Raw genomic sequence first — 24,872 nt, forward strand, 5'->3', positions numbered from 1 at the left:
CAAGGCGCACAGTAGTGCGCGGACTTGCTGAGCGGGAAGGTAGAAGCCGCAACGGGTGCGGTCAATGGGTTCGCCGACAACATTGTTGACACTTTTTCCGGCTCGCCCGTACGCAGCTGAGCCCCCTGACGGGTGCTGCGTCAGGGGGCGCCATCGTCGACCAGGAGCGGGCCGGCCTCGGAGTCACAGGTCCAGCACGAGCTTCTTCCCACGGCAGCGGGACACACAGATCATCATCGTCTCCCCGCTCTGCTGTTCCTCGGCGCTGAGCACCGAGTCCCGGTGGTCCGGGGTGCCGTCGAGGATGTCGGTCTCGCAGGTGCCGCAGGTGCCCTCCGTACAGGAGAACAGCACCTCCACGCCGGCCGCACGGACGGCATCCAGCACGGACACGTCCGGCGCGACCGTGACGGTACGGCCGCTCTGCGCCAGCTCGACCTCGAACTCGCTGTTCTCGCCGTCCTCCTGGGCCTTGGGCGAGAACCGCTCGACCCGCAGCCGCTCGGCCGGGCACCGCTCCTCGACCGCATCCAGCAGCGGCCCGGGACCACAGCAGTACACGAGCGTGCCTTCGGGCAGGTCGTCGAGCACCGAGCCGAGGTCGAGGAGCCCGGTCTCGTCCTGCGGGCAGACGCGGACCCGGTCCCCGTACCGTCCCAACTCCTCGGTGAACGCAATGGAGTTGCGGGTGCGGCCGCCGTACAGCAGTGTCCACTCGGCGCCCGCGACCTCCGCGGCCGCCAGCATCGGGAGGATCGGGGTGATGCCGATGCCGCCCGCGACGAACCGGTAGCGCGGCGCACTCTCCAGCCGGAAGTGGTTGCGCGGCCCGCGCACGCGCACCTTGTCGCCCTGCCCCACCTGCTCGTGCACATGGGCGGATCCACCGCGCCCGTCAGGCTCCCGCAGCACCGCGATCCGCCACACCGAACGGTCCGCGGGATCCCCGCACAGCGAGTACTGCCGCTCCAGCTCCGGCCCGAGCACGACGTCGACATGGGCGCCCGGCTCCCAGGCCGGCAGGTCCTCGCCGAGCGGATGGCGCAGGGTGAGGGCGAGTACGCCGTCGGCCGCGAACTCCCGGCGGTCGACGACGAGTTCGGCTTCGTACACGGTCATGAGCTGTTTCCTTGCGGCTCGTGCCCTCGCGGCTGGTGTCCTTCGGGGTGGCCGAGCATCCACTCCCACATCTCGATCGGATCCTGGGCGCTGTGCTCGGCGCCGCAGTGACAGGTGCCGTGCAGGATGTCGGTGCCCGGCAGCCAGTCGATGCGGTAGATCTCGCCGGTGGAGCTGCTCACAGGACCTTCTCCACGGGCTTGTCGCCCTCCTCGACCAGCCGGGCGAGGATACGGCGGGCGGCGAGGCCGCCGGTGTCGATGTTGATGCTGAGTTCCTGGTACCCGGTCCGCTCCGTGCCGAGCGTCTTGTGCAGCAGGTTGAGCGCGACCACGTCCTGCATGACCACGGTGTGGTTGTTGCTCCGCATGAACTCGGTGACCTCTGTGCTCTCCGTCGCCCAGTCGCGCGAGACGGCCCAGAAGTCGTACACCTTGCCGTCCGTCGACGGCGTGATCGCGTAGGTGATCTCGGTGTGGAAGCCGTTCGGGTCGCTGCCGTCGGCCTCGGGCAGCACGCCCACCGGCGCGATCCGGCTGTGCAGCAGATACAGACAGGGCGCGTGGTACTCGATGTCCTGCCAGCGTGTGATCCGGCCCTGGATGCCGGTGGAGTTGGCGTAGAACGGCGGGCACTCGGCGTCGTCCATGTGCCGGCTCACCCGCACGATGCCCGCGCCCTCGTCGACCTCGGTGGTGATCGGTGTCTCGGCGACCTCGGGGGTGCCGATGTAACCGCCGTGCAGATACGTCTCGTGGGAGAGGTCGAGGAGGTTGTCGACGAGCAGTCCGTAGTCGGCGTCGATGGGCTCCATGCCGCGGACGGTGACCCAGCCGGGCGCGTCCAGGTGCCGGGCCCGGGGGATGGTCTGCGCATCGGCTAGGGCCGGGTCGCCGATCCACACCCACACCAGGGAATCCAGCTCGACCACCGGGTAGGAGGCGACCCGGGCGGTGCGCGGGACGCGCTTCTGACCGGGCACGTACACGCAGGTACCCGTCGTGTCGTACGTGAACCCGTGGTAGCCGCACACGAGTTTGTCACCGTCCAGCCGGCTGGGCTTCTCGTGCAGCGGGAAGCGGCGGTGCACACAACGGTCGGCGAGCGCGACCGGAGTCCCGTCCTCCTCCGTCCGGTAGAACACGAGCGGTTCACCGAGGATGGTCCGGCCGAGCAACTCCTCGCGCCCGACCTCGTGGCTGTAGGCGGCGACGTACCACTGGTTCCTGGCGAAGGCGGTCATGTGAGGCATGGGGTTCCCGTCCCTGTCGGCGGGGCGCCGTCGCCCCGCGTGCCGTGGTTGCACTCAGCGTCCTGACGGCTGCGGTGGGCGCGCAAGACGGCTTCTGCCAGGCGGAAGCGTCTCTGCGAAAGAACTGGTCAGGGCCTTGTCGCGCGTCGTGCTCAGCACGGGCGGGGGCTGCGCGGTCGCGCCGCCGGGTGGATCACTCGTGAGGCGGCTGCCGGGTGCCCTCATCTGCACTTCGGACTGGCTGGAGCGAAGCACCGACTCCGATGCGAGCTACGGCGCCCTCAGGGCTGGGGGAGGTTCTGCGCGCACCAGATCGTCTTGCCGTTGGTCGTGTGCCGGGTGCCCCACCCCTCGGTGAGCTGGGCGACGAGGAGCAGGCCCCGGCCGCCCTCGTCGAAGGCGCGGGCCCGGCGCAGGTGCGGGGCGGTGTTGCTGGCGTCGGAGACCTCGCAGATCAGGGAAGTGTCGCGAATCAGCCGCAGTTTGATCGGCGGCTCGCCGTATCGGATGGCGTTGGTGACCAGTTCGCTGACGACCAGCTCGGTGACGAATGACGCCTCCTCCAGGCCCCAGGCGTCCACCTGGTCGACGGCGAACTTCCTGGCGCGCGGCACCTGCGCGGGGTCGGGCTCGACGTCCCAGTCGGCGACGTGGTGGGGATCCAGCGCGTGCGTGCGAGCGAGCAGGAGGGCGGCGTCGTCTGTGCGGCGATCAGGGAGCATGGCGTCGATCACCGTGTCACACAGGGCCTCCAGCGAGGTGGCCGAGTGGTTCAGGACCTGCCGCAGTTCGACGACCCCCGAATCGACGTCGCGCTCGCGGCTTTCCAGCAGTCCGTCGGTGTAGAGGGCGAGCAGGCTGCCCTCGGGCAGCTCGAGCTCGGTGGCTTCGAAAGGCAGCCCGCCGATGCCGAGCGGCGGTCCCGGGTGGGCGGGTACCGGGGTCCCGGTGCCGTCCGGGGAGATGATCAACGGCAGGGGATGACCGGCGCTCGCCAGCGTGAAGCGCCGGGAGACGGGGTCGTAGACGGTGTACAGGCAGGTTGCCCCGGTCTCGCCGGTCGGCTGGAAATGGCCGGTGGGCTGGAGGTCGCTGGCGAGATGAAGGACAAGGTCGTCCAGGTGGGTCAGCAGTTCGTCCGGCGGCAGGTCCACGTCGGCGAGGGTGCGGACCGCGGTACGCAGCCGGCCCATGCTGGCCGAGGCGTGCAGCCCGTGACCGACGACGTCGCCGACGACCAGGGCGACCCGGGCCCCGGACAGCGGAATGACGTCGAACCAGTCACCGCCCACTTCCGCGCCGGTCCCGGCGGGCAGGTAGCGGGTTGCGACCTCGACCGCCTCCTGGTTCGGCAGCCCCTGCGGCAGCAGGCTGCGTTGCAGGGTCAGCGCGGTCGTGCGCTCGCGCGAGTACCTGCGGGCGTTGTCGATGGCGACGGCGGCCTTGGCGGTCAGCTCTTCGGCGAGGATCAGGTCGTCGGCGGTGAAGGCCTCGGGCCGGTCGAGACGGGAGAAGGTGACGACGCCGAGCAGTGCGCCGCGCGCCCGGAGCGGCACGGTGATCCGGCCGGTCAGCCCGTCCGCGGCAAGGGACTCGTCGATCACCGGGTTGCCCGGCGGCCAGTGGGCCGGGTCGGAGGCGAGCCCCGGCCCGAAGGCCCACTCGCCGCCCTGGCCGGGCTCGGCGGCGAGCTCGACCGTGGACCTGCCGGTGGTCATGCAGCGGGCGGCGACGGAACCGGGAGTGTGGCTGACCGGCGTCGTGGGCCCGGGAGTCCGGTCGGTGTCCTCCTTCGCGTCGTGCTGGGCGGCACGGCTGAGCGCGATGGCCTCGCCGGGGGCGAAGGCGGACACGGAGGGCGGTTCCTCTCCGCGCAGCACCTCGTCGAAGAGATCCACGCTGACGAGGTCGGCGAATCCCGGCACCGGGATCCCGGCCAGTTCATGGGCGGTGCCGATCACGTCGAGTGTCCGGCCGATGCCGCCGCTGGCCTTGTTGAGGAGGAGCAGGCGTTGCCGAGCCCAGTACTCGGCGCTCATGTCGAATCCCCAGTTGGCGATCGCGCGGACCCTGCCCTCGGCATCCCGGACGGGCCAGATGCTGGTGGCCCAGGCGTTGGCGTAGTTGCTGCCGAGCGGGCGGAAGACGGTGATGAGACGCGTGGGCTCGCCCGTCCTCGCCACTTCGGCCAGCGCGTCGGTGTAGGGCTTGTCGTCCCTTTCGGGAAACAGCGTGCGGTCGAATTCGGGGAGCACCTCGCGGTACTTCCTGCCGAGCACCTGCTCCTCGGAGTGCGCGATCACCCGGCCGGAGGAGGCGTTGATCCACAGGAACCGCAGATCGGGGTCGTAGACGCCCAGAGCGAACGGGCACTGCTCGAAGGCCCGGTCGGCGATCACCGGGCGGCGTCCCCAGCGCTGGACGGTCACCGCGTGACCCAGCAGCCGCCCTCCAGGGCCGGCCAACGGGTGGGCCGCCACCACGGCGTCCACCGTGGAACCGTCCCGGTGGCGCAGGGAGATGAACCCCGTGGTGTCGGGGCCGGCGCCGTAGCCCTCGGGGAAGCCGGGTGGCGGGGGACCGACCAGCAGGTCGGTCACAGGGCGGCCGACGGTGTCCTCGGCCGTCCAGCCCAGCAGCAGCCGGCCCCCCTCGCTCCAGCCGCTCACCATGCCGTCCGCGTCCACTACGGCAACGGCAGTGGGTGCGTCCTGCTTGTCGGCCATCTCCACGCGCCACGCCTCCGTCCGGACAGCCGTGCCCGTCAGGGCTGGTTTCCAGCGGCTGCTTCCAGCCTAGATCGACCCCCGCTCCACGGCGCTCCCACCGATGCGTTCGGGCTGCCAGGTGCCGGAGTGAACGGGGCTCGGGCCTTCGCGCCCCCGCTCGACAGCAGTCGCGACGCCCCGAAGTGAGCCCGCCTCCATGCCGTACGTCACGGGGGCACTGGTCGGGGTCGGGGCGTCTCGGAAGCACCTCCGAGGTGTCGTGCGCGACACCTGGCCGGCGCGATCGCGAGCGGGCGGCGCGCCGCTTGACGAGTCCAGCCCGCCCGGCCGCCCGCCACGACGGTGGCCGGGCCGCAGCGCCGTCGCCCATCCAGCGCAACAAGAACCGCCGCGGCCTCCACGGGGGACCAGGGGCGCAGGCGGCGAGGAACTCCCCGTGCGACCCATGCCCGGCGCGGGCCCGCTCGGCCGGACGCTCTACGGGGGCAGCCAGCGGGTTGCTCGAAGCGCTGCCGCAGGTCCTGACCCTGCAGGTGGCCGTCGGCGACCCGCTCAGGGATGTGATCGCCCTGCTCTCCCACGAGCTTGCCCCCCGAACCTGGCCGGCCCACTGTGCTCGACCGGCTCCTCGACGTCCTCCTCGTACTCGCCATCCGCAGCGACTTCCGCCGCAGCCCGAACGCACCTCGCTGGCATCGGGCCCCGGCCGGCCCCCGGCTGAGCGCGGCGCGCCAGGCGATGCGCGAGGACGTCGGCCACCCCTGGTCCGTTCCCGAACTCGCCGCGATCAGCGGCCTGTCCAGAGCCGCCTTCGCACGCACCTTCCTGGCGGCACTCGGCCAGCCCCCATGCAGTACCTGACCGACTGGCGCATGGCCCTCGCACGCGAGCACCTCCGCACCGGCGAACTCGGCATGCCGGCCATCGCCCGCAGCGTCGGCTACAGCTCGCCCTACGCGTTCGCAGCCGCCTTCCGCCGCCACCACGGCGAACCCCCGGGCGCCTGGCGACAACGAGACTCGACGCGCGACAAGGAGCACCGCCCGGACGCTCCCCACATCCACGGACACCCCGGACCCTGGATACTTGCCCGATGCAGGTCTCTAGGGGTCCCTGGGTCAACACCACGCACGACTGGTCCAGCACCGTCGATCTGGACCATCTGGCATCCATTCGACAAGCTGCGGAGGAGTTCGCGCCGGGCGGCGCGTGGCATCTTCTCCTCGAGGTGCTTGCGTACGCCGCCGACGAAGCATCCAGCAGGGGCGGCGGACGCTGCCTCGTCACCCTTTGTCCGGACGGGTCCTTGTCCGTGGCGGACGACGGGCGGGGCACCGATACCCGGGCGGACGAGCACGGTCGGTCCGTCAAGAAGCCCGTCATGGCGTCGAAGGATCTCCGGTTCTTCGACTCCCCGGACGCGGAACGGCTTCCGGACGGCCATCCGCGTCGGGGCATGTCCGTGGTTGCCGCGCTGAGTGAATGGCTCGTCCACACCAACCGCCGTCTCAACGGTGCCTGGACCCAACGCTATGAGCGCGGCATCCCGGTCACCGACCTGGAGCCTGTCGAGGCCGACGGCACCACCGGCACACTCGTCCACTTCGGGCCGGACGCCCTGTTGCGTCCCGTGGAGGTGTCGACGGGGGACGAGCTCAGGCGTCTGGCAACAATGTGGCCGGACCTTGACCTTCAGGTCGACGACCGGCGCAGTACCGGAAGTTCACGGCTGGGCGAGGACGCGGGTCCATAGGAACCGAGCGATGCCCGCTACACCTCGGCGGCGGCGAACAGTTCGAGGTGTCCGCACTTGGGGCAGCGGTACGCCTCTATCTGCCGGCGGGGCCGCCCCATCCGCTTGGCACCCCCGAAGATCCCCCGCTCCAACGCGCCCTCGATCCAGCGCGCGTACCCGCGCGAGTGCTCGCCGCCGTCCTCGATGAAGCCCGGCGCCAGACCCACGGTGCCGCAGTGGGTGCACGTGTAGTTGTTCATCCCGTGAGTGTAAGGAAGGTGCGGTCAGGCGAGATCAGGGGGACTTTCGACCGGTGAAACGCCTCGCCGCCCGGGCTGGGACGCATGGGCCGCGCTCATGCAGGGCATCGATTGTTTCCGGGCCTCACCGACCCGATCGGCGAGGTGGGCAGCACGGCCCTGATGCTGGAGTACTGCGGCCTGCCGGAGCAGACGGCCCGCCTCAACCAGGCGATCGAGGCGACGACGGCCGCGGGCATCCTGCCCCGCGACGTCGGCGGCACAGCTGCCACCGAGGACGTGACCAAGGCCCTGATCGACGCCCTGACCGCCTGATCGCGAGGGCACGCGACAGCTCTGCGGCCGCCGCCGGGCCCGACGAGCTCACCGAGCATCGCCTCGCCCTTCCGCAACCAAGTGGCACTGCCTGCCGCTGAGTTGCCGCCGACGGCCCCTCTCCCCCCGCCCGCCCGACCAACCGGCCGGCAGACGCGGCCGTCGCGGCACACCTCGCGTACCGACGACTTTCACATTGGCGCCACCGGACCCTTCCCTGACGTTTGGTGCTCTTGGAACACTCGCACCGCGCACAATCCGTCATGTTCCGGCCGTCCGTACCAGGATGAGAGGCACTCACCCATGCCCGAAGTCAACCGGCGCCGATTCCTGCAACTCGCGGGCGCGACCACCGCCTTCACCGCCCTGTCCAACAGCATCCAGCGCGCCGCCGCGCTGCCCGCGAACCACCGCACGGGATCCATCGAGGACGTCGAGCACATCGTCGTCCTGATGCAGGAGAACCGTTCCTTCGACCACTACTTCGGCTCGCTCAGAGGCGTTCGCGGCTTCGGCGACCCGCGTCCGGTGGTGACCCGGCAGGACGGGAAGCCGGTCTGGTACCAGGCGGACGCGAGCGGCAAGGACATCCTGCCCTTCCACCCGGACGCCGACGACCTGGGCCTGGCCTTCATCCAGGACCTCCCGCACGGCTGGAACGACGGACATGCCGCCTTCAACGGGGGCAAGTACGACAAGTGGGTTCCCTCCAAGGGGTCCACGACGATGGCGTACCTGACCCGCGACGACATCCCGTTCCACTACGCGCTCGCCGACTCCTTCACCATCTGCGACGCGTACCACTGCTCGTTCATCGGCTCGACCGACCCGAACCGCTACTACATGTGGACCGGCTACACGGGCAACGACGGCCAGGGCGGCGGCCCGGTCCTCGGCAACGACGAGGCCGGCTACAGCTGGACCACCTACCCCGAGCGCCTGGAGAAGGCCGGCGTCTCCTGGAAGATCTACCAGGACGTCGGCGACGGCCTCGACGCAAACGGTTCCTGGGGCTGGATCCAGGACGCCTACCGCGGCAACTACGGCGACAACTCGCTGCTGTACTTCAACCAGTACCGGACTGCCAAGCCCGGCGACCCGCTCTACGACAAGGCCCGCACCGGCACCGACGCCCGCAAGGGCGAGGGCTTCTTCGACCAGCTGAAGGCCGATGTGAAGGGCGGCAAGCTGCCGCAGATCTCCTGGATCGTCGCCCCCGAGGCCTTCACCGAGCACCCCAACTGGCCCGCCAACTACGGCGCCTGGTACGTCGCCCAGGTCCTCGACGCGCTCACCTCCTCGCCCGAGGTGTGGGCGAAGACGGCCCTGTTCATCACGTACGACGAGAACGACGGCTTCTTCGACCACCTGGTCCCGCCGTTCGCACCGGGCTCCGCGGCGCAGGGCAAGTCCACGGTGGACCCCGCCCTCGACCTGTTCAAGGGCGACAGCAGCCACCCCGCAGGCCCCTACGGGCTCGGCCAGCGCGTGCCGATGATCGTCGTCTCGCCCTGGAGCAAGGGCGGTTACGTCTGCTCCGAGACGATGGACCACACCTCGATCATCCGGTTCATGGAGCGCCGCTTCGGTGTCCACGAGCCGAACGTCTCGCCCTGGCGTCGGGCGATCTGCGGCGACCTGACCTCCGCGTTCGACTTCTCCCGCACCGACACCAAGCCGGTCGCCCTGCCGGGCACCGACGGCTACCAGCCGCCGGACCACAACCGCCACCCCGACTATGTGCCGACCCCGCCCGCCCACCCGGTCCTGCCCAAGCAGGAGCGCGGCCTGCGCCCGGCGCGTCCCCTCAAGTACGCCCCGTATGTGGACGGTTCGGTGGACACGGCCGCAGGGAAGTTCACGCTGAACTTCGCCTCGGGAGCCAAGGCGGGCGCCGCCTTCCTGGTGACCTCCGGCAACCGCACGGACGGCCCGTGGAGTTACACCACCGAGGCCGGCAAGACCGTCTCGGACGCCTGGAACTCGGCGTACTCGAAGGGCTCGTACGACCTGACCGTGCACGGCCCGAACGGTTTCCTGCGGGTCTTCAAGGGGCCGAACAAGACCGCGGGGCCCGAGATCACCGCCCGCCACAGCGGCGACGACATCGAGCTGACCTTCACCAACAAGGGCGCCGGCACGGTCCGTCTGAAGCTGACGGGTGGATACGGCTGCAAGCCCCGGACCTTCACGGTGCGGCCCGGAGCCACGGTGAGGCACACCGTCGACCTTGCGGCGAGCCGACGCTGGTACGACCTCGCCGTCACGTCCGAGGCGGACGCGACGTTCCTGCGGCGGTTCGCCGGACATGTCGAGAACGGGCGCCCGGGGGTGAGCGACCCGGCGATCATCACCGGCTGAACTGTCGGGTAAAGGCTGGTGACAGCGGATCGCGGGGGACTGGCCAGGAGCCGGTGGGCCCGGGGTAGTGTGCCCCGGTGACCACGCATTCGAACACTCCTGCAGGCTGGTACCCGGATCCGCACGGAGCGCCCCAGACCCTCCGCTACTGGGACGGCGCCCAGTGGACCCAGCACACCAGCCCGGACCAGGGCGCCCAACAGGCCCAGGCTGCCCAGCAGGTACCGCAGCAGGCCGCCGGGCCGGACCCGCGTGTGCAGCGTCAGGTGCAGCAGCAGGCCGGGGTCGCCGCCGGCGGCCCCGGCGGCGGCAGCCTGTTCACCGAGCCGGTCCTGGTGGTCAACCAGAAGGCCAAGCTGATCGAGCTGACCAACGAGTACAAGGTCATGGATCAGAACGGCACCGAGATCGGCTCGGTGATGGAGGTCGGGCAGAGCACGCTGAAGAAGGTGGCGCGCTTCGTCTCCAGCCTCGACCAGTTCATGACCCACCGGCTGGAGATACGTGACGCCTACGGTCAGCCGCAGTTGGTGCTGACCCGGCCCGCGAAGGTCTTCAAGTCCAAGGTGCTGGTGTCCCGTCCGGACGGTTCGCCGGTCGGTGAGATCGTCCAGCAGAACATGATCGGGAAGATCAACTTCGCGATGAACGCGGACGGCCGGCAGGTCGGTGCGATCAAGGCGGAGAACTGGCGGGCCTGGAACTTCGCGATCGTCGACCACTCCGACAACGAGGTCGCCCGGATCACCAAGACCTGGGAAGGCCTTGCCAAGACGATGTTCACCACCGCGGACAACTACGTCCTGCAGATCCACTACAAGCTGCCCGAGCCGCTGTTGAGCCTCGTCGTCGCGACGGCGCTCACCGTTGACACGGCGCTCAAGCAGGACTCGCGAGGTCTCGGCTGACCCTGCTCCAAGTGGCGTTCACAGTGGTGTGAGGTGCCCCGGCTCGGCGGACTGCCTGGGCACCAGAGCCGGTTCCGGCGTGGCAGTTTCCGGCTTCAGGGCCAGGACCGCGGCCACGGGGTGCTCCTCGTCGACCGTTGTCACCGCAGCATCCGGAGTGACCGCAGCGGGTGTCGCCCGGGTCAGCAGTACGACGCCCCATGACGCCAGTGCCGCACCCGCGAGGGCGAGCAGGATGCCCTCCGGGCCGCCGCGCAGGCCCTGGCCGAGCAGGGTGAGGCCGATCACCGAGGCTGCCACGGGGTTGGAGAGCGTCACCATGGCGAGGGGGGCGCCGAGCCCGCCCCGGTACGCCGTCTGGGACAGCAGGAGCCCACCGACCGCGAAGGCGGCCACCAGCACCGCCACCAGGACGACCTGCAGGCTCAGTGCGGAGCCCGACCGGTCGGTCGCGGCCACCGTCACGGTCTGCGTGAGTGCCGACGCGACACCCGAGGCGAACCCCGACGCCGTGGCGTGCCGCAGGCCCGGACGGGCTCCCGGCCGCGACAGCAGCCCGATCAGCGCGGCCGTGGTGCCCGCGACCGCCAGCGCCTCGGTCAGGCTCAGCACCTGCTCGGGCGCCGACCCGGACGCGGTGACCAGCAGCGCGGCCAGCCCGGCCAGCGTCAGCGCGGTGCCCCGCCACTCGGTCGCGCTGACCCGCCGCCCGGCCGCCCGCGCCCCCATCGGAACCGCGGCCACCAGCGTGAGTGCGCCGAGCGGCTGAACGACGGTGAGCGGACCGTACTTGAGGGCCACGACGTGCAGCAGCGCCGCGCCGGCGTTGAGCCCGACCGACGCCCACCAGGCGCCCGTGCCCAGCAGCCGCAGCATGCCGGTGCCGGAGCTGCGGGAGGCGAGCCGCTCCTGGGCCACGGCGGCGGCCGCGTACGCGACGGCGGAGACCAGCGAGAGGGCGACGGCGACGAGTGTGGCGGTCATCGGCCCGCTCCTACGAGGACGTGGTCGTCGGCGACGGGTGCGGCGAGCTTCTCGCTGCCGCGCCCGGCCGTGGTGAGCGTGCGGTGCGGCCGGTGAACGAGTGCCAGGGCGGCACCGAGCATGGCGGTCGCGACGATCGCGTCGAGCCAGTAGTGGTTCGCCGTGCCCACGATGACCAGCAGCGTCACCAGCGGATGCAGCAGCCACAGCCAGCGCCAGCGGGACCGGGTGGCCGCGATCAGGCCGATGGCGACCATCAGCGCCCAGCCGAAGTGCAGCGACGGCATCGCCGCGAACTGGTTGGAGAGGTGGTCCGAGGACGGCGGACCGTAGACCGACGGCCCGTACACGTGCGCCGTGTCGACGAGGCCCGTTGCGGTCAGCATCCGCGGCGGTTCGAGCGGGAACAGGAAGGGCAGCACCAGGGCCGCGGAGGTGACCGTGGCGAGGACCCGGCGGGCCCACACGTAGTGCGCGGGGCGCCGCAGATAGAGCCAGACCAGGAAGGCCGCGGTGGCCGGGAAGTGGACGGTCGCGTAGTAGGTGTTCGCGAGGTGCACCAGCGTGTCGCTGTGCAGCAGTGCGGACTGCACCGAGCCTTCGCCGGGCAGATGGAGCGTCCGTTCCAGGTCCCACACGCGGTGCGCGTTGTGCAGGGCTTCGCCGGTGTGGCCGGTCGCCAGCTGGCGGCCGAACTTGTAGACGAGGAAGAGCCCTGCGACGAGCAGGAACTCACGGACGACCGGAGGCCGCGCCATCACGCCGGTCTCTTCGGTCTGTCCTTCTGCAGGCTCGGTGCGGGCATTCATCCCCCGGCCCCTTCGCTGACGGTGGTGCGTGTGCTGGTACGTGGTGAGACCCGGGCCGGAGCCCGAACTCATCGGTACGCTTGCGTGCCGAAACGAAAGCGTTCCGATACGGGAGTGTACCGATACGCGGCCGTTCCGGTACACTGGCGTATCGATTGAGGTACGACACACTGGAAGCCGGGAATAAAGCGCGAATAAAGCCGGCGCTCGGAGTGAGGGAGAAGAGCAGATGACGTCGCAGGCCGCGGACGGACCGCAGACGGTCGCCGCCTCGCGCCGCTCCAAGATCACGCGTGAGCGTGAGCAGGAGTTCTTCGACGCCGTCCTGGAGCAGATCCGCGAATGCGGATACGAAGCCGTCACCATGGAGGGGGTCGCCGCCAGCACGCGCTGCAGCAAGTCCACGCTGTACCGGCAGTGGAAGACGAAGCCCCAGTTCGTGGTGGCCGCCCTGCGCTCCCGCCGCAAAGCCCGCTTCGAGGGCATCGACACCGGATCACTCGCGGACGACCTGCGCGAGGCCGCGCGGGCCGTGGGTCGCTGGTCGCAGAACGACACCAAGCTGCTGCAGGCCCTCGGGCACGCCGTCACCCAGGACGCCAACCTCGCCAAGGCGCTGCGGGAGGCGCTCGTCGACCCGGAGATCGCCGCGCTGAAGGAGATGCTCAAGCGCGGGGTCGAGCGCGGCGAGGTCACCGCCGGCCATCCGGCGCTGGAGTACATCCCGGCGCAGATGTTCGGCGTCGTACGCGCCCGGCCCGTCGTGGACGGCGAGTACGCCGACCCCGACTACCTGGTCCGCTTCGTGGAGGCCGCGGTGCTGCCGGCACTGGGCCTCACCTGAGAATCAGGTCGCCGTCCGTGGGATGACTGGACGGTGACCTGCTCGCGCCGCACCGTGGGGACGGGGGCGGCGCGCACCCCCCGGCCGGGTGGGGCTCCTCTTGAGCGGAGGGGCGCCCCACCCGGCCGACCGGTGTGCGGGGCGGTTCACACCGTCTGGCCGTTGCCGCCGCCGGTCGACACCTTGATGCCCTTGGTGATGTCGTCGATGACCGACTGCTTCTCGGCGACGTCCACGCCGAAGCGGACCACGACGATCTGCGCCGGGTTCGCGGGGGAGGGGAAGGCGAGCGACTCGACGTAGCCGTCGGAGCCCTTGCTGGTGACCGCCTGCCAGCGGACCAGGTAGCCCTTCTGCCCGGCCACGGTGACCGCCCTGGAGTCCACCACCTTGTGCGAGGTGATCGAGCCGTAGCTCTTGCCGCCGTAGGACTCCTCGGCGTTGGCCTTGATGTCGGCCTTCGCCACCTCCTCGGCCGTGCTGCCCGCGGTCTTGAGGACCGCGGCCGGCGCCGAGTACGCGCCGCCCTTCGTGCAGGTCTTGGAGGTGTCCCCGGGGCATTTGTAGGAGTCGTTGGACGTGATCGACGCGCCCACCGCGATCTGCTGGCCGTACCAGTCGTCCGGGATGGGCAGGGTGATCCCGCTGATCGGATCGGACACCGAACCGCTCTCGATCTTCGGAGCCTCGGACTGGCCGGGGCCGGGCGACTGGGATCCGCCCGAGCCACCGGAGCCACCGGACCCGCCGCCCGGACCGCCCTGACCGCCGCCCGGGCCCCCTTGGCCGCCGGTGCCGCCCTGCCCCTGTTGCGAGTTGACGGTGCCGCCCGAACCGTCGTTGCCCGCCAGCGCGTACACACCCACACCGATGCACGCGAGGACGACCACAGCCGCCCCGACGGCGATGCCCGTGCGCAGACCGCGCCGCGGAGCGGCCGACGGCTGGGCAGGGTAGGCCGGATAGTCCGGGTATCCCGCATAGGCCGGGGCCGCCGGAGGGACAGCGCCTGCCGGATCCGCCCCGGCCGTCGGCGTCTGCGCCGGGGGACCCCATACGGCGGTCGACCCCGCGGGGCGGGTCCGGTCCGTCCATGCCTTGCCGTCCCACCAGCGCTCGGTGGCGGGAGCCTCACTTGTCTGCCCGGGGTCGGGATACCACCCGGGAGGAGTCACCTGCGTCATGCCCCCACCGTATGAGGCCTCGGTGAAAGCGGCATGAGAGGAATCCGGCTTCAGGCCACCACCAGCCGTTTCGGCGCCTGCGCACCCGACGGCGGCAGCCGCAGCCCGTCCCGGCCGGGTGTGATCGAACCGAGCACGCTCGCATGCCGCGCCCCGGTGCTCGCGGGCTCGGTGCCCGCCAGACCGTGCGCGGTCAGGAACCCGAGCACCGCGAACGCGTACGCCTCCTTCGCGTCCGACGCCAGCCCCAGCTCGTCGGAGGCGCGCAACAAAATCCCCGGCAGCCGCTGCTCCAGCATCCCCATGAGCACCGGGTTGCGGACCCCGCCACCCGAGGCGATCACCTCCCCGGCGCCCAGGGCGAGCACGGCGTCCGCGACCGTCCGCGCCGTCAGCATGGTCAGCGTGGCGACCACGTCCTCGGCCCGCAGCGTCCCGAACCCGGCCAGCGCGTCCCGCAGATAGCCGAGGTGGAACAGTTCCTTGCCCGTCGTCTTGGGCGCGGGCAGCGCGTAGTACGGCTCCTCCAGCAGCCGCCGCAGCAGGGGCTCGTGGACGGTGCCGCGCGCGGCCAGCGCGCCGTCGACGTCGTAGGCCATGGTCCCGCCGCTGAACCCCCGGGCCGCCGCGTCGATCAGCGCACACGCGGGCCCGGTGTCGAAGGCCGTGCCGTCGGGGGCGGTGAGGTTGGCGATGCCGCCGAGGTTGAGGGCGACGGGCCTGCCCGGGCGGCCGCGCAGCCACAGCAGGTCGACCAGGCCGACCAGGGGCGCGCCCTGGCCGCCCGCGGCGATGTCCCGCGGCCGGAAGTCGGCCACCACCGGCAGCCCGGTCGCCTCCGCGATCCAGGCGGCCTGCCCGAGCTGCAGGGTGCCGTGCGCCTTGCCGCCGTCCGTCCAGTGGTAGCCGGTCTGCCCGTGCGAGGCCACCAACTCGGCCTGTCCGCCGCACAGTTCACGGTCCGCCCGCACGGCCGCCGCCGCGAAGGCCTGCCCGATCCCCGTGTCGAGCCGGCACACCTCCGCAAGCGATGTCGCCGCCGGCGGCAGCGCGGCCGCGAGCGCCTCCCGCAGCTCCTCGTCGTACGCCTCGCTCACCATCCCCAGCGGCTCCAGTACGAGGCTGTCGCCGTCGAGCCTCAGGTCGGCCGCCGCCGCGTCGATGGCGTCGTAGGACGTGCCCGACATCAGGCCGATCACCCGCATCCGGTCCACCCCGCCTTCCGGTGCGGTGTCGTGGTCAGGGCGAGGATGCCTGGCGTGCGGGCCTTCACCGCGCGGGCCCGCCGGATCGTCATGCCGCGTCGGGAGACTTCCGGCGGCGGGGCGATGCCCGACGACAGCGTGGCTGCGAGCACGTCCTGCACCTCCTCCACCGGCGTCAGGCCTCTCCACCGCATCTGCTCAACCCGCCTTCCGTTTCGGTGCCTTGGCCAGGGCGAGGACGCTCACCGCGCACGTCGCCGCCGCGTAGTACCCGGGGATGTCGACGCTCCCTGTCCGCTTGACGGTTTCCGTAATGATGAGCCCGGCACAGCCGGAGAACACGGCATTCGAGAGGGCGTAGGCGAGTCCCAGGCCCGTGTGGCGCACGTGCGTGGGGAAGAGTTCCGAGAGCATCGCCGGTCCCGGCCCCGCCATCAGCCCGACCACCGCACCCGCCCCGAACACCGCCGCACCCTTCACGGTGTTCGAAGTTCCCGGGTCCTGAAGGAGGTTGAGCAGTGGCAGGGACAGGAGCGCCACGAGCAGCGCGCCCGTCAGCATCACCGCGCGCCGCCCCACTCGGTCGCTGAGCAGACCTGCCGGGACGATCGTGACCGCGAAGCCGAGGTTGGCCAACATGGTTGCGATCAGCGCCTGTTGGAAGCCTGCGCCCAGCGTGCTCTGCAGATACGACGGCAGGACGACCAGGAAGGTGTACCCCGCCGCCGCCCAGCCCATGATCCTGGCCGCGCCCAGCGCGATGGCGCCGGCCACCTCGCCCGGAGGAAGCCTCACGGCCTCGGTCTCCTGCCGGAACGCGGGCGTCTCCTCCAGCCGCAGCCTGAGCCACAGCGCCGCCAGCCCGAGCGGCAGCGTCAGCAGGAACGGCACCCTCCAGCCCCAGTCGCCCAGCTGCCGCTCGGTGAGCAGAGTCGCCAACAGCGCCGCCACCCCCGCACCGCCCAACAGCCCCAGCGCCACCGTGAACGACTGCCACGACCCGTACAGCCCACGCCGTCCCGGCGGCGCGAACTCCGTCATCACCGCCACCGCCCCACCGAACTCGCCACCCGCGGACAGCCCCTGAAGGGCCCTCAGAAACGTCAGCAGCCACGGTGCGAGCCCCCCGACGGCCGCATACGTCGGCAGCGCGCCGATCAGGGTCGTCGCACCAGTCATCAGCACGATGACCAGGATCAGCACCGGACGCCGGCCGATCCGGTCGCCCAGCCTTCCGAACAAGGCAGCCCCCACGGGCCGGAAGAAGAACGCCAGCGCGAACGACGCATACGTCCTCACCAGCGCCTCGGCCTCGCTGCCGCCCTCCGGGGTGAAGAACCGTGCCGCGATCACGGTCGCGAAGCAGCCGTAGACCCCGAACTCGTACCACTCCACGAAGTTGCCCACGGAACCCGCCGCCAGCGCCCGTACCGCAGACGAGTCCGGCACGGCCCGGCGTTGTCCGAAAAACAGCGTCATTTCAGCGCCTTTTGACTGTCGGTTACCTTCACACAGGCAGATGACAGGCTTCATGCGTCGCCTGCCCGCACCCGCTGTCACCCATCCCGGCAACAGCTACCCGGACCCCCCTCCACTTCTGCAATCGGACGGCTACGCTCGATGTCTGTACGTCGTTCGGGCGACTTGGGGAGGTAGCGGGATGACGGAGGTCCGGCCCATGGAGGCCGCCTCGGCCTCCCTGTGGGAGCGCGACGAGGAGATCGCCGCCGTCAAGCAGGCGATCGACATGCTGTGCGCCGACCGCTCGTCCTCGGGCAGCGTGCTGGTGGTCCGGGGCGAGGCGGGGCTCGGCAAGACCGCTCTGCTGGCCGAGACCCGCCGCATCGCGGAGCGGCGCAACTGCACGGTGTGGTCGACCCGCGGCGGGGAGACCCTCCGATCCGTTCCCTTCAACGTGGTACGGCAGTTGCTGCAGCCCGCGCTGGTGTCCCTGATGCCGGAGGAGGCCCGCGAATACCTCGGCGACTGGTACGACATCGCAGGCCCCGCCCTCGGCCTGACGGAACCGGGCGAGCGCCAGGCCGACCCGCAGGGCGTGTGCGACGGCCTGGTCGCCGGGGTGCGCCGGCTGGCCCGCCGGGACTGGCCGCTGGTCCTGCTGATCGACGACGCGCACTGGGCCGACCAGGAGACGCTGCGCTGGCTCGCCGCGTTCGCCGAGCGTCTCGACGACCTGTCCGTCCTGGTCGTCGTGGCCCGCCGGCCCGGCGAGGTCGGCGGCGAGAGTGCCCGTCACCTCGAAGCGATCGCCGCCGCCTCGGGCCATCCCGACGCCAATCTGAGCGCCCTCACCCCGGACGCCACCGCAGGCCTCACCCGCGCCACCCTCGGCGCGCACGCCGACGCCCCGTTCTGCCGCGAGGTCTGGGCCGTCACCGGTGGCAACCCGTACGAGACCGTGGAACTCCTCGCCAAGGTCCAGGACAGCGAGCTGGAGCCGACCGAGACCGCGGCCGCCGAACTGCGCGCCCTCAACCGCTCGGCCCGCGGCGGCGGCCTCGTAGCCCGCCTCGAGGAACTCGGCATCGACGCCACCCGCTTCGCCTGGGCTGCCGCCATCCTCGGCACCGGCATCTCCGTCGACCTGGTGGCCGAGCTCGCCACCATGGACCACGACGAGGCACTGCGCTGCGCCGAACTGCTGCAGGACGCCCGCATCCTCACCGAACCCGACCCGGCGAGCGCCCAGGCCGACGACGGCGACCTGGAGTTCGTGCACCCGCTGATCGCCACCGCCGTCTACAACTCCATCCCGGACGCCCTGCGCACCGCCATGCACGGCATCGCAGCCCAGGTCGTCACGGAGTCCGGACGCGGCGCCGCCATGGCCTCCCGGCACCTCCTCCAGGTGCACCCGGACGACGACGAGGAACTCGTCGAGCAGCTGCGTGAGGCAGCCCGCGAACACCTCGCCGTCGGCGCCCCCGACGCGGCCCGCCGCTGCCTGGAGCGCGCCCTGCTGGAACCGCCCCTTCCCGAGGTCCACGCGCGCGTGCTCTACGAACTCGGCTGCGCCACCCTCCTCACCGCGCCCGCCACCACCATCGACCACCTGCAGTCCGCGCTCGGCATGCCCGGCCTCGACGGCGACGAGCGCGTCGACGCCGTCTTCCGCCTCTCCCAGGCCCTCCTCCACAACGACCAGATGGAGGAGGCCGTCCGCACGGTCGAGGCGGAGGCCGCCCGGCACGCGGAGGGGCCCGCGAAGATGCGGCTGCAGGCCGTGCAGTACATGTGGGAGAGCCTCTACGCGGGCGAGACGACCTCGCAGGACCGTTCCCAGCGCCTCGCCGAGCTCGCCTCGACCTGCACCGGCCGCGACAACTCCGAGCGCGCCCTGCTCATGCTGCGCGGCTTCGACGCCCTGATCCGCGGCGAGAGCGCCGAGGAGGTCGTCGAACTGTGCGACCGCGCCCTCGTCAACGGCCGCCTCGCCCCCGGACTCGGCTGGACCGACACCGAGTGGGGCATCGAACTCCTGCTGATGCTCGGCAACTCCTACACCTACACCGACCGCCTCGACCGCGCGGAGAGCCTCTACAACGAGGCCCTGCGCACTTACGCGAGTCGGCCGGCTGGAGCGGCGGCCATCTCGCCCTGGCCCACGCGCACGTCGGCATCGGACACCGCAGGCGCGGCCGCCTGCGGGAGGCCGAGGCCTCCCTGCGCGAGTCCCTGCGCCTCGCCGAGCCCGTCGGCCGCGGACTGCCCCTGTACTGGTGCGTCACCTGCAACCTCGTCGAGGTCCTGCTCGCCCGTGGCCATGTCGACGAGGCCTGGGCGATCGCCGAGCAGTACGGCTTCGCACCGCCCTACACCTCCGGCATGGTGATGCCGGATCCGCGGTCCGTGCGCGGCCGGCTGCTGCTCGCCGTCGGCCGCACCAAGGACGGCATCAACGAACTGGAGGAGGCCGAGAAGGCCGTGGCCGCACGCGGTCACCACAACCCGGTGCTCGTCCCCTGGGCGCTCGATCTGGCCCGGGCCCTCGCCTCCGAGGACCCGGCCCGTGCGGCTCGGCTCGTCGCGGACACCCGCCGGCAGGCCGAGCGGTTCGGCACGGACACCGCCATCGGGGAGGCTCTGCGGTGCGCTGCAGCGCTGGAGACCGGGCAGCGGGCCGTTCGGCTGCTGGCGCAGGCTGTGGCGTATCTGGAGGCTTCGCCCTGCCAGTACGAGCATGCGGCGGCCCGTATCGAGTACGGGATCGCTGCGAGGTCCGTCACTGAGCTGAACCGGGGGTTGGCGTTGGCTCGTTCGTGCGGGGCGGACGGGTTGGTGGCGCAGGCCCGGGAGGCGCTGGAGGTTGGCCGCGGGGTGCGCTGAAGAGCTCGGGGCGCAAGGTGGTAGGGCGGCTGCAGGTTGGTTGTGCTTGATCGCGCACGCGGCGGAGCCGCATATCGATAAAGCCCCGCGCCCCTGAAGGGCGCTACAGCGCAAGCAGTTGATCAGTGAACGTCGACAGACGTTTCTGTATCTCGCGGTCGTACGTTGCCTCGTGTGCCCTGGACCGACTGGTTCCGTCGAAGTAGCCGCCCGTGCCCACGTCCTGAGTGGCCAGGGCCAGTACGCCCGGGGCGCCGTCTGCGACCGTGTTCCAGGGGGTGACTCCGCCCTCGCGGACCATGGCTGTGTCCATGAAGGTGGCCGGGTGCAGGACGTTCACCGAGACTCCGGTGTCTGCCAACTCCTCGGCCAGGGCGAACGTATGGGCCGCGAGGGCGAACTTGGCGCGGCGGTAGGCGGCGAAGCCGTCGTACTGGTGCCTGAACTCGATGTCGTCGAAGTCGAGGGGGTCCTGGCCGACCGAGCCGACGTTGACGATCCGGGCGGGTGTGTTCGCGCGCAGCACCGGGAGCAGGGCGCGGTTGAGTACGACCGGTGCCAAGTAGTTCACGGCGAGCCGCAGTTCGTGCCCGTCGGCGCTCAGCTCACGCCCGGCGCCGGGCGCGCCCGCTCCCACGCCCGCGTTGTTGATCAGGACATCGAGGTCGGGGTGGGCGTCGGCGACGTGGGCGCCCAGCTCGCGCACCTGCGTCAGCGAGGCGAGGTCGGCGACGAAGCCTTCCGCGTCGCCCTCGGCGCGCAGCTCCTCGACCAGCTGCTCCGTACGGCCCGGATCGCGGCCGTGTGCGAGGACGACGTGTCCCGAGCGGACCAGCTCGAAGGCGACGTAGCGGCCGAGGCCGGAGGTGGCGCCGGTGATCAGGATGGTGGACATGCCTCCACCGTAGGCACGCGGTGGAGGCATGTGCGAGGTGCTGCTGAAGGTACTACCAGCAGGGTCACCCTCAGAGACCGTCCTCCTCCGCCAGCACCCGCTGGGCTGCCGCGAACGCGGAGTTCGCTGCCGGGACCCCGCAGTACACGGCCGTCTGCAGCAGTACGGCGCCGATCTCCTCGGGGGTGAGCCCGTTGCGGCGCGCCGCCCGCACGTGCATGGCCAGCTCGTCGTAGTGCCCGTGTGCGACCAGTGCCGTCAGTGTGATCATGCTGCGTTCGCGGCGGCTGAGTGTCGGGTCGGTCCAGATCTCGCCCCAGGCGTAGCGCGAGATGAAGTCCTGGAAGCGGGCGGTGAAGGGCGTCTGCCGGGCCTGGGCCCGGTCCACGTGCGCATCGCCGAGTACTTCCCGCCGTACCTCCATGCCGCGCCCGGCAGCTCCGCCGAGGTGGGTCCGGAGGGCTGTCAGCACGGCTTCCGGGCACTGTGCGGGCGCCAGATGCGCGGCGTGCGGAAGCTCGACCAGGGTGGAGCCGGGCACGGCGTCCGCGATCTCCCGCAGATGCGGTGGCGGAGTCGCCTTGTCCTCGCGCCCGGCGATCAGCAGCGTGCGCACGGTGATCTCCGGGAGCCGGTCGCGCAGGTCGAAGGCGGCCAGCGCGTCACAGCAGGCGGCGTACGCCTCGGGGTCGGCCTCTGCCTGGTCCCGCACCAGTTCCGGCACGGTGAACCCGGGCGTGAACCACCGGGCGTCCGCGCTCGCCACCAGCGAGCCCAGCCCCTCGCGCCGCACCAGCTCGGCCCGCTCCTCCCATGGCTTGGAGCCGTTGAAGTGTGCCGACGAACAGATGACGGCCAGCGACGACACCCGCTCCGGGTGGTGCAGGCCCAGATGCAGTCCGACGGCACCGCCGAGCGACACCCCCGCATACGCGAACCGCTCAATGCCCAGCGAGTCGGCGAGTGCCAGCACCAGATCGGCGAGGTCACCGACGGTCGCGCCGTGACCGATCAGGCCGGGTGCCGACCCGCCGTGCCCCGGCAGGTCCCAGCGAATGACCCGGTGGGTGACGGACAGCTCGGGTGCCACCTTGTCCCACAGCGCGTACGACGTCCCGAGCGAGGGCCCGAGCAGCAGCGGGGGAGCGGAAGTGGGCCCCTCGGTACGGTGGTTGAGGAGTTTCTCGGTCAACGTCGCTCCAGGGCACGGTCGGTGAGGACTCCGGCGGAGCCGGTGTAACGGGCGGGATCGGTGAGCTCGTCGAGGTCGATGACGTCCTTCAACTCCGGTTCCGCGGCGAGCAGTTCGGCCAACGGGCGGCCCTCCGTGTACGTGCGCCTGGCGAGGTCGGTGAGCAGGGCCTTGGCGCGGGCACGGCCGAGCACGGGGGCCAGTTCGGCTGACAGTCGTTCCGAGACGATCAAACCGTGTGTGAGACCCAGGTGTTCACGCATGACGTCCGCGTGCACGCGCAGGCCTTCGGCCAGTTCGGCGGCGTCCCGTGCGGCACCGCCGACCAGCCGCAGCAGATCCCGCAGCGGCTCCCACTCGGCGTGCCAGGCCCCGGCCGGACGCTCGTCCTCGGCCGCCAGCGATCCGTACAGCGTGGCCGCGAGCTGCGGAGCCCGCCGGGCCGCGGCCGCGATCAGCGTGGACCGTACGGGGTTCGCCTTGTGCGGCATGGCCGACGAGCCGCCGCCGCTGCCCTCCGCGACCTCGGCGACCTCGGTGCGGCCGAGGGCCAGCACGTCCGCGGCGACCTTGCCCAGCGCCCCGGCCGCGAAGGCCAGGCATCCGGCGAGGTCGGCGATCGGTGTGCGCAGGGTGTGCCAGGGCAGGAGCGGTTCGCGGAGCCCGAGTTCGCGGGCGTAGGCCGCCGTCAGGGCCTGCGTGTCCCGGGCGCCGTACACGGTGAAGGCGGCCAACGTCCCGGCCGCGCCGCCGAGTTGGGCGGGAAGTGAGTTCCGTACGGCCTTGATCCGGTCCCGCGCGTCGAGGACGAGCGACCGCCAGCCGGCCGCCTTCAGCCCGAACGTCGTCGGTACGGCGTGCTGGGTGAGCGTCCGTCCCGGCATCGCGGTGTCACGGTGGTCCGCGGCCAGCCGGGCCAGCGCCCGTTCGGTGCGACCGAGGTCGGCGAGGACCAGGTCCAGGGTGCGCACGGCGACCAGCATCGTCGCCGTGTCCATGATGTCCTGGCTGGTCGCGCCCCGGTGGACGTACGGCCCGTACTCCTCGCCCACCGCCTTCGTCAGGTCGGCGACCAGGGGGATGACCGGGTTGCCGCCGGCGCGGGCGCGCTCGGCGAGGGAGCGTACGTCGAAGCGGGTGGCGTCGGCCGCCTCGGTCACCGCGACCGCCGCCTCGGACGGCGCGAGGCCGAGCGAGGACTGGGCCCGGGTCAGGGCGGCCTCCGCGTCGAGCAGGGCCTGCAGAAAGGCCGCGTCGCCGGTCGCGGAGGCGGCGGGGGAGCCTGCCCACCCGGGGGCGAGCAGGCCGGTGTCGTCAAAGCCGACAGAAGTCACTGGAACTCCAGGAAGACCGTCTCGCCTTCGCCCTGAAGGCGGATGTCGAAACGGTATGTGCCCTTGCCGTCGTCCTTCGCGATCAGCGTGCCGCGTCGCGCGTCCGGCACCTGGGACAGTACCGGGTCGGCGGCGAGCGCCGCCTCGTCACCCGGCAGGTAGATCCGGGTGAACAGGTGCACCAGCAGCCCGCGCGCGAACACGCACACACTGATGTACGGCGCGCTCTGCCCGCGCGCGCCGGGCCGCAGCGTCCGCGCGTACCAGTGGCCGTTGGCGTCCGTCTGGATGCGTCCCCAGCCGGTGAACTCCACGCCGTTGCGGCCCAGGTAGCCGCCGCTGGCAGGGTCGCGCCGGATCGAGCCGTCGACCTGCGGGATGTTGCCGTCGGGGTCGGCGCCCCACAGCTCGACGAAGGCGTCCGGCAGCGGGCTGCCCTCGCCGTCGTAGACGTACCCCTGGACGGTGATGGTGTCCGGGTGGCCGACCGGGGCGATGTCGCCGCCGCCGGGGAAGGGCAGGGCGTGGCCGTAGAAGGGGCCGACCGTGTGCGACGGGGTCGGGAGCACGGTCTCAGGACGGCTCGTGTCGATCTTCGTCATTGCGGGTCAGCGCCCTTCTTCGATCCAGGTGGCGTTCGGCCCGTCGAGCACGATGTCCCAGTGGTAGCCCATCGAGAACTCCGGCACGGACAGGTTGTGGTCGTACGTCGCGACCAGCCGCTCCCGGGCCGCGTCGTCGGTCACCGACTGGATGATCGGGTCGTACGGGAACAGCGGGTCGCTCGGGAAGTACATCTGCGTCACGAGCCGCTGCGTGAACGCCGTGCCGAAGAGCGAGAAGTGGATGTGCGCCGGCCGCCAGGCGTTGAGGTGCTGACGCCACGGGTACGGGCCCGGCTGCACGGTGGTGAAGTGGTAGTGCCCGTCGTCGTCGCTCAGCGTGCGGCCCACGCCGGTGAAGTTCGGGTCCAGCGGGGCGTCGTGCTGCTCGCGCTGGTGGGCGTAGCGGCCGGCCGAGTTGGCCTGCCAGATCTCGATGAGCTGACCGCGGATCGGCCGCCCGTCCCGGTCGAGCAGTCGGCCGGAGACGGTGATGCGCTCACCGATCGGCTCGCCGGTGTGCTGCCGGGTGAGGTCGTTGTCGATCTCGGTGATGTCGCGCTCCCCGAAGGCCGGGGAGGAGAGCTCCACCAGCTCCGGGTCCTTCGTCACGTCGATGGTGATCGGCGGCTGCTTGGGATGCCGCAGGACGGACGAGCGGTACGGCGCGTAGTCGCGTCGCGGCTGGTGCTCCACGGGCGCCCCGTCGGCGATCCGCTTCTCGTACGCGGCGTGCTCGGCCGCGATCTCCTGGTCGATGTCCTGCTGGGTGAGAGTCATGGGAGTCCCTGGGGCTT

Annotated in this window: 22 protein-coding genes and 2 pseudogenes; 8 read left to right on the forward strand and 16 right to left on the reverse strand. The window is 71.4% G+C overall.

Features of this window, described 5'->3' with window-relative positions; genetic code table 11:
* Positions 1–183 precede the first annotated feature (183 nt).
* From EDD92_RS39470 to EDD92_RS39485, 4 genes are all read right to left on the reverse strand, one after another.
* The gene (locus tag EDD92_RS39470) at positions 184–1,119 is read right to left on the reverse strand and encodes a PDR/VanB family oxidoreductase (protein WP_123968728.1); all 936 of its coding nucleotides are present in this window, start codon (positions 1,117–1,119) and stop codon (positions 184–186) included.
* The gene (locus tag EDD92_RS39475; RefSeq protein WP_030936387.1) at positions 1,116–1,301 is read right to left on the reverse strand and encodes a hypothetical protein; all 186 of its coding nucleotides are present in this window, start codon (positions 1,299–1,301) and stop codon (positions 1,116–1,118) included. Before EDD92_RS39475 ends, EDD92_RS39470 begins: the two co-directional genes overlap by 4 nt.
* Positions 1,298–2,371, reverse strand: a complete 1,074-nt coding sequence (locus EDD92_RS39480; RefSeq protein ID WP_185124270.1) for an aromatic ring-hydroxylating dioxygenase subunit alpha — start codon at positions 2,369–2,371, stop codon at positions 1,298–1,300. Before EDD92_RS39480 ends, EDD92_RS39475 begins: the two co-directional genes overlap by 4 nt.
* Before the next feature lie 281 nt (positions 2,372–2,652).
* Positions 2,653–5,097 carry a SpoIIE family protein phosphatase gene (locus EDD92_RS39485; RefSeq protein ID WP_260327370.1) on the reverse strand — a complete coding sequence of 815 codons (2,445 nt, stop codon included), beginning with the start codon at positions 5,095–5,097 and terminating at the stop codon, positions 2,653–2,655.
* 588 nt (positions 5,098–5,685) lie between these two features.
* Between EDD92_RS39485 and EDD92_RS50560 the strand changes: the two genes are divergently transcribed.
* The 3 genes and pseudogenes from EDD92_RS50560 (at position 5,686) to EDD92_RS39495 (ending at position 6,853) form a co-directional block, all read left to right on the forward strand.
* Positions 5,686–5,961 (forward strand): hypothetical protein, encoded by a 276-nt coding sequence (locus EDD92_RS50560; RefSeq protein WP_221268181.1) that lies wholly within the window; start codon positions 5,686–5,688, stop codon positions 5,959–5,961.
* 11 nt (positions 5,962–5,972) lie between these two features.
* Positions 5,973–6,056, forward strand: a pseudogene (locus tag EDD92_RS52535) (hypothetical protein); the annotation flags it as partial.
* Positions 6,057–6,193: 137 nt separating this feature from the next.
* The gene (locus EDD92_RS39495) at positions 6,194–6,853 is read left to right on the forward strand and encodes an ATP-binding protein (protein WP_123968730.1); all 660 of its coding nucleotides are present in this window, start codon (positions 6,194–6,196) and stop codon (positions 6,851–6,853) included.
* A 17-nt stretch (positions 6,854–6,870) separates the two neighbouring features.
* Here the strand turns inward: EDD92_RS39495 and EDD92_RS39500 are convergent, their stop codons facing one another.
* Entirely contained in the window at positions 6,871–7,095 is a 225-nt protein-coding gene (locus EDD92_RS39500; RefSeq protein ID WP_030936372.1) for a hypothetical protein, read from the reverse strand.
* Between the two features lie 84 nt (positions 7,096–7,179).
* Between EDD92_RS39500 and EDD92_RS39505 the strand changes: the two genes are divergently transcribed.
* From EDD92_RS39505 to EDD92_RS39515, 3 genes are all read left to right on the forward strand, one after another.
* Positions 7,180–7,410 (forward strand): isocitrate/isopropylmalate family dehydrogenase, encoded by a 231-nt coding sequence (locus tag EDD92_RS39505; protein ID WP_260327080.1) that lies wholly within the window; start codon positions 7,180–7,182, stop codon positions 7,408–7,410.
* A gap of 303 nt (positions 7,411–7,713) precedes the next feature.
* Positions 7,714–9,771, forward strand: coding sequence for a phosphocholine-specific phospholipase C (locus EDD92_RS39510; protein ID WP_123968731.1), 2,058 nt, complete (start codon positions 7,714–7,716; stop codon positions 9,769–9,771).
* Between the two features lie 77 nt (positions 9,772–9,848).
* On the forward strand, positions 9,849–10,679 hold the full coding sequence (locus EDD92_RS39515) for a phospholipid scramblase-related protein (RefSeq protein ID WP_123968732.1): 831 nt from the start codon (positions 9,849–9,851) through the stop codon (positions 10,677–10,679).
* Between the two features lie 18 nt (positions 10,680–10,697).
* Here the strand turns inward: EDD92_RS39515 and EDD92_RS39520 are convergent, their stop codons facing one another.
* Positions 10,698–11,663, reverse strand: a complete 966-nt coding sequence (locus EDD92_RS39520) for a hypothetical protein (RefSeq protein ID WP_123968733.1) — start codon at positions 11,661–11,663, stop codon at positions 10,698–10,700.
* Positions 11,660–12,472: a phosphatase PAP2 family protein gene (locus tag EDD92_RS39525; protein ID WP_123968734.1), complete on the reverse strand. Its 813-nt coding sequence runs from the start codon at positions 12,470–12,472 to the stop codon at positions 11,660–11,662. Before EDD92_RS39525 ends, EDD92_RS39520 begins: the two co-directional genes overlap by 4 nt.
* A gap of 229 nt (positions 12,473–12,701) precedes the next feature.
* On the opposite strand from EDD92_RS39525, the gene EDD92_RS39530 reads away from it, so the two are divergent.
* Entirely contained in the window at positions 12,702–13,316 is a 615-nt protein-coding gene (locus EDD92_RS39530) for a TetR/AcrR family transcriptional regulator (protein WP_123968735.1), read from the forward strand.
* 146 nt (positions 13,317–13,462) lie between these two features.
* Here EDD92_RS39530 and EDD92_RS39535 read toward each other — a convergent pair whose 3' ends face one another.
* The 4 genes from EDD92_RS39535 to EDD92_RS39550 are packed head-to-tail and all read right to left on the reverse strand — an operon-like array spanning position 13,463 to position 17,184.
* The gene (locus EDD92_RS39535) at positions 13,463–14,500 is read right to left on the reverse strand and encodes a DUF2510 domain-containing protein (RefSeq protein WP_123968736.1); all 1,038 of its coding nucleotides are present in this window, start codon (positions 14,498–14,500) and stop codon (positions 13,463–13,465) included.
* Positions 14,501–14,550: 50 nt separating this feature from the next.
* The gene (locus EDD92_RS39540; protein WP_123968737.1) at positions 14,551–15,705 is read right to left on the reverse strand and encodes an anhydro-N-acetylmuramic acid kinase; all 1,155 of its coding nucleotides are present in this window, start codon (positions 15,703–15,705) and stop codon (positions 14,551–14,553) included.
* Positions 15,696–15,899: a hypothetical protein gene (locus EDD92_RS39545; RefSeq protein WP_123968738.1), complete on the reverse strand. Its 204-nt coding sequence runs from the start codon at positions 15,897–15,899 to the stop codon at positions 15,696–15,698. The genes EDD92_RS39540 and EDD92_RS39545 overlap by 10 nt, the downstream gene beginning before the upstream one ends.
* A 4-nt stretch (positions 15,900–15,903) precedes the next feature.
* Positions 15,904–17,184: an MFS transporter gene (locus EDD92_RS39550; protein WP_123968739.1), complete on the reverse strand. Its 1,281-nt coding sequence runs from the start codon at positions 17,182–17,184 to the stop codon at positions 15,904–15,906.
* Between the two features lie 181 nt (positions 17,185–17,365).
* Here EDD92_RS39550 and EDD92_RS39555 point away from each other — a divergent pair.
* Positions 17,366–20,052, forward strand: a pseudogene (locus EDD92_RS39555) (ATP-binding protein).
* 103 nt (positions 20,053–20,155) lie between these two features.
* Here the strand turns inward: EDD92_RS39555 and EDD92_RS39560 are convergent.
* The 5 genes from EDD92_RS39560 to pcaH form a co-directional block, all read right to left on the reverse strand.
* Positions 20,156–20,947, reverse strand: a complete 792-nt coding sequence (locus EDD92_RS39560) for an SDR family NAD(P)-dependent oxidoreductase (protein ID WP_123968740.1) — start codon at positions 20,945–20,947, stop codon at positions 20,156–20,158.
* A gap of 70 nt (positions 20,948–21,017) precedes the next feature.
* Positions 21,018–22,139: a 3-oxoadipate enol-lactonase gene (gene pcaD, locus EDD92_RS39565; protein WP_123968741.1), complete on the reverse strand. Its 1,122-nt coding sequence runs from the start codon at positions 22,137–22,139 to the stop codon at positions 21,018–21,020.
* Entirely contained in the window at positions 22,136–23,473 is a 1,338-nt protein-coding gene (gene pcaB, locus EDD92_RS39570; RefSeq protein WP_123968742.1) for a 3-carboxy-cis,cis-muconate cycloisomerase, read from the reverse strand. The genes pcaD and pcaB overlap by 4 nt, the downstream gene beginning before the upstream one ends.
* Positions 23,470–24,075, reverse strand: a complete 606-nt coding sequence (pcaG, locus tag EDD92_RS39575; RefSeq protein ID WP_123968743.1) for a protocatechuate 3,4-dioxygenase subunit alpha — start codon at positions 24,073–24,075, stop codon at positions 23,470–23,472. Before pcaG ends, pcaB begins: the two co-directional genes overlap by 4 nt.
* Positions 24,076–24,081: 6 nt before the next feature.
* Positions 24,082–24,855 carry a protocatechuate 3,4-dioxygenase subunit beta gene (gene pcaH, locus EDD92_RS39580; RefSeq protein WP_123968744.1) on the reverse strand — a complete coding sequence of 258 codons (774 nt, stop codon included), beginning with the start codon at positions 24,853–24,855 and terminating at the stop codon, positions 24,082–24,084.
* Between the last annotated feature and the right edge of the window lie 17 nt (positions 24,856–24,872).

The organism is Streptomyces sp. TLI_185 (assembly GCF_003814765.1).
In the GTDB taxonomy this organism is placed as follows: Bacteria; Actinomycetota; Actinomycetes; order Streptomycetales; family Streptomycetaceae; genus Streptomyces.

Excerpts from the sequence above, each read along its gene's own strand:
- EDD92_RS39470 (WP_123968728.1), bottom strand. The coding sequence starts at position 1,119 with ATGACCGTGTACGAAGCCGAACTCGTCGTCGACCGCCGGGAGTTCGCG.
- EDD92_RS39480 (WP_185124270.1), bottom strand. The coding sequence starts at position 2,371 with ATGCCTCACATGACCGCCTTCGCCAGGAACCAGTGGTACGTCGCCGCC.
- EDD92_RS39485 (WP_260327370.1), bottom strand. The coding sequence starts at position 5,097 with ATGGCCGACAAGCAGGACGCACCCACTGCCGTTGCCGTAGTGGACGCG.
- EDD92_RS39495 (WP_123968730.1), top strand. The coding sequence starts at position 6,194 with ATGCAGGTCTCTAGGGGTCCCTGGGTCAACACCACGCACGACTGGTCC.
- EDD92_RS39500 (WP_030936372.1), bottom strand. The coding sequence starts at position 7,095 with ATGAACAACTACACGTGCACCCACTGCGGCACCGTGGGTCTGGCGCCG.
- EDD92_RS39505 (WP_260327080.1), top strand. The coding sequence starts at position 7,180 with ATGGGCCGCGCTCATGCAGGGCATCGATTGTTTCCGGGCCTCACCGAC.
- EDD92_RS39510 (WP_123968731.1), top strand. The coding sequence starts at position 7,714 with ATGCCCGAAGTCAACCGGCGCCGATTCCTGCAACTCGCGGGCGCGACC.
- EDD92_RS39520 (WP_123968733.1), bottom strand. The coding sequence starts at position 11,663 with ATGACCGCCACACTCGTCGCCGTCGCCCTCTCGCTGGTCTCCGCCGTC.
- EDD92_RS39525 (WP_123968734.1), bottom strand. The coding sequence starts at position 12,472 with ATGAATGCCCGCACCGAGCCTGCAGAAGGACAGACCGAAGAGACCGGC.
- EDD92_RS39530 (WP_123968735.1), top strand. The coding sequence starts at position 12,702 with ATGACGTCGCAGGCCGCGGACGGACCGCAGACGGTCGCCGCCTCGCGC.
- EDD92_RS39535 (WP_123968736.1), bottom strand. The coding sequence starts at position 14,500 with ATGACGCAGGTGACTCCTCCCGGGTGGTATCCCGACCCCGGGCAGACA.
- EDD92_RS39540 (WP_123968737.1), bottom strand. The coding sequence starts at position 15,705 with ATGCGGGTGATCGGCCTGATGTCGGGCACGTCCTACGACGCCATCGAC.
- EDD92_RS39545 (WP_123968738.1), bottom strand. The coding sequence starts at position 15,899 with ATGCGGTGGAGAGGCCTGACGCCGGTGGAGGAGGTGCAGGACGTGCTC.
- EDD92_RS39550 (WP_123968739.1), bottom strand. The coding sequence starts at position 17,184 with ATGACGCTGTTTTTCGGACAACGCCGGGCCGTGCCGGACTCGTCTGCG.
- EDD92_RS39560 (WP_123968740.1), bottom strand. The coding sequence starts at position 20,947 with ATGTCCACCATCCTGATCACCGGCGCCACCTCCGGCCTCGGCCGCTAC.
- pcaG (WP_123968743.1), bottom strand. The coding sequence starts at position 24,075 with ATGACGAAGATCGACACGAGCCGTCCTGAGACCGTGCTCCCGACCCCG.
- pcaH (WP_123968744.1), bottom strand. The coding sequence starts at position 24,855 with ATGACTCTCACCCAGCAGGACATCGACCAGGAGATCGCGGCCGAGCAC.